This window comes from Moraxella sp., assembly GCF_024227015.1.
GTDB lineage: Bacteria > Pseudomonadota > Gammaproteobacteria > Pseudomonadales > Moraxellaceae > Moraxella.
Genome location: NZ_JAAELD010000362.1, coordinates 1 through 2,747 on the forward strand (window position 1 = coordinate 1; position 2,747 = coordinate 2,747).

Genomic DNA, 2,747 nt, shown 5'->3' on the forward strand with positions numbered 1-2,747 from the left:
AATCAGCGCCAAGGCAATGGCGATCTCATCCGACAGAACACGCTCAATGGCAGGAATCTCGGTCAGACCTGCAATCTTGGCGGCGCGCCAACGACGTTCGCCCGCAATGATCTCGTGCGTAACAGTGTCGCTCGTCTTATCTTCATTCGACAGCAGTGGACGGATGACGATGGGCTGCATCACACCATGTTGACGGATCGAATTAGCAAGCTCATTAAGCGCCTCTTCGTTCATGTCGCGACGTGGTTGGTATTTGCCTGACTGCAGGCGATTTGGGTGGATCTGTACGAGCGTGATTTGCTCGCCATCATTATCATCTTGAGCGGGCTTATCTTTTGATTTTTTCTTGGGTTTTTTCTTGGTAACGCCGACAGATTTGATGTCTTGCTCATCATCTAATAAGCTAAAATCCGTCTTGGTGTCTACAGGCGCAGCGGTCTCTTCAGCCGCCATCAAGGCGCCAGCATCTGTGGCAATTCGCCTTTCTTTTTTTATATTGCCCATCAGCGCATCTAAGCCACGCTTATCGCCAAGTCCACGTTTTTTCATGATGTTTCCCAAATCAAACCAAGCACCGCCCGCCATGAGCCAGTATATATAAAAGTCAAATGCCCTATTTTAGCATAATTTGCCCGATATTGTCAGTTACCAATCGAACTGCGCACGCACTTTTGCCTTGAACAACTCAGGTTTTTCAGCCTGATCGATGACTTCATTCATCAAGGCGTGATAAGCGATTGCGCCTTTGGATGATTTTTCATAACCAAAAATCGACTGACCAAAGCTTGGTGCTTCCGCCAGACGCACGCTGCGCGGAATGACAGTCTTGTACAATAATTCACCAAAATATCCTTCAAGCTCGGCAGACACGTCTTGCGCCAAGGTGTTACGTCCGTCGAACATCGTACGCACCACGCCACGCACATGCAGGTCAGGATTGATGTCTTTTAGGCGCTTGATGGTGTCGATCAGATCAACCACGCCCTCTAGCGCATAGTATTCGCACTGCATCGGAATGATGACATTCTTGGCGACGGCAAACGCATTGACCGTCAGCATGCTTAGGCTGGGCGCACAGTCCATGATGACATAATCATAGCCGAATTTACCGCTCTTTTTGGCGGCTTTGATGGCTTTTTTTAATAAAAATGGCGCATCTTCCACGTCTGCCAAAGACACGTCAATCCCCGCCAAATCTCGGTTAGCGCCAACCATGTCAAACCCTGCCGGCGCGTCTTTTTGGATGACTTTATGGATTTTTGTGTTATCAAGCAGCACATCGACGATGCTTTTGTCCAGATCATTCTTATCCAGCCCTGCGCCCGTTGTGGCGTTGCCTTGCGGGTCTAGATCGATGAGTAGTACCTTTTTTTTGCCGATGGTGGACAATGCCGCTGCAAGGTTCACCGCAGTCGTTGTCTTGCCCACACCGCCTTTTTGGTTGGCGATTGCGATAATTTCCATAAAATACCTTTTAATAAATCAATATATTAACTATTATTTGGCTGTCAAATACACCACACACCGCTCATCGCTCATTTGTGGCACAAAAATAGACTTAATGTCAATTTGCCAATCTGTCAAATTTACCGTATCGTCAGACGTTGGCACTTTACCTTTCATGGCATATAACACGCCGTCCGCCTTCAAATAAGGCTTGGCAAGATTGACAAAATCATCAAGGCTGGCAAACGCCCGAGACGTGATGACATCAAACGCCCCGTCAAAGTCCTCAATGCGACTTGCCACAGGATTGACGTTGGCAAGTCCCAATTCGCCCACCATTTGACGGATAAACCGCACCTTTTTGCCATTGCTATCTAGGGCGGTAACGTGCCAATCAGGTCGCATAATGGCGATAATCACAGACGGCAACCCTGCCCCCGTGCCAATGTCAAGCACGCTTATGCCTGATTTATCGGTAAACGGCAAATCCGCCACAATCGCCAAACAGTCCAAAATATGCTTAATAAACGCCTCTTTTGGGGCGGTAATGGCGGTGAGATTATACGCTTTTGTCCAAAGCAGAAGATTATCCAAATAGCCGAGCAGTTGTTTTATTTGCACTTCACTAAATGTTAAATTTAGCTTATCAGAGACACGCTCTAATTCACGAGCAAATTCATCGGCATGGGCGGATATTTTATGATAAGTCATTGTTATAAAGTCAAGTTAATTTCAAATCCCCTATTTTATCACGTTTTAATCTGTTAAAATATCCCTTTTTCATATTTTAATAACAACAATGACCGACCAATTCACCCCCTACCGCCTGCCCCACACCGCCCTAAAACGCTACACCGACACCCACGCCCTACCGCCCGACAGCACGCACGCAAGCCCCACACCACACGACTTTGGGCAACGCCGAGCCGTCAATGCCATACAGACCGCCCTTGACATCAAGGCAAACGGCTACCACGTCTTTGCCGTGGGTGAAAACGGGCTTGGCAAACGCACGCTCATCACCCGTCTGCTTGCCGAGCGTGCCAAACACGAGCCGACCCCGCCCGACTTGGTCTATGTGCATAATTTTGACGCACCCCGCCACCCGATTGCACTGACATTGCCAAGCGGTCAAGGGGCGATTTTTGCCAAGGATATGCACAAACTTTGGCATGAATTATATAAAAAAATCATCGCCAAATTTAATAGCATCAGCTACCAAAACAGCATTACCGCCATTAAGCAATCCGCCCAAAAACAAGAAAGAAATTTGCTTGATGAAATCAATGCCACCGCCAAAA

Annotated in this window: 4 protein-coding genes; 1 reads left to right on the plus strand and 3 read right to left on the minus strand. The window is 47.7% G+C overall.

The window, feature by feature from the left end; translation table 11 throughout:
* The 3 genes from GY683_RS08255 to rsmG form a co-directional block, all read right to left on the minus strand.
* A partial coding sequence (locus GY683_RS08255; RefSeq protein WP_297288276.1) for a ParB/RepB/Spo0J family partition protein occupies positions 1–552 on the minus strand: 552 nt, incomplete at its 3' end.
* A 93-nt stretch (positions 553–645) separates the two neighbouring features.
* Positions 646–1,464 (minus strand): ParA family protein, encoded by an 819-nt coding sequence (locus GY683_RS08260; protein ID WP_297288273.1) that lies wholly within the window; start codon positions 1,462–1,464, stop codon positions 646–648.
* Between the two features lie 33 nt (positions 1,465–1,497).
* The gene (gene rsmG, locus GY683_RS08265) at positions 1,498–2,157 is read right to left on the minus strand and encodes a 16S rRNA (guanine(527)-N(7))-methyltransferase RsmG (protein ID WP_297288274.1); all 660 of its coding nucleotides are present in this window, start codon (positions 2,155–2,157) and stop codon (positions 1,498–1,500) included.
* 88 nt (positions 2,158–2,245) lie between these two features.
* On the opposite strand from rsmG, the gene GY683_RS08270 reads away from it, so the two are divergent.
* The coding region (locus GY683_RS08270; RefSeq protein ID WP_297288275.1) for a Lon-like protease helical domain-containing protein at positions 2,246–2,747 on the plus strand (502 nt) is incomplete at its 3' end.

Coding starts and splice junctions, on each gene's coding strand:
- GY683_RS08260 (WP_297288273.1), bottom strand. CDS start 1,464: ATGGAAATTATCGCAATCGCCAACCAAAAAGGCGGTGTGGGCAAGACA.
- rsmG (WP_297288274.1), bottom strand. CDS start 2,157: ATGACTTATCATAAAATATCCGCCCATGCCGATGAATTTGCTCGTGAA.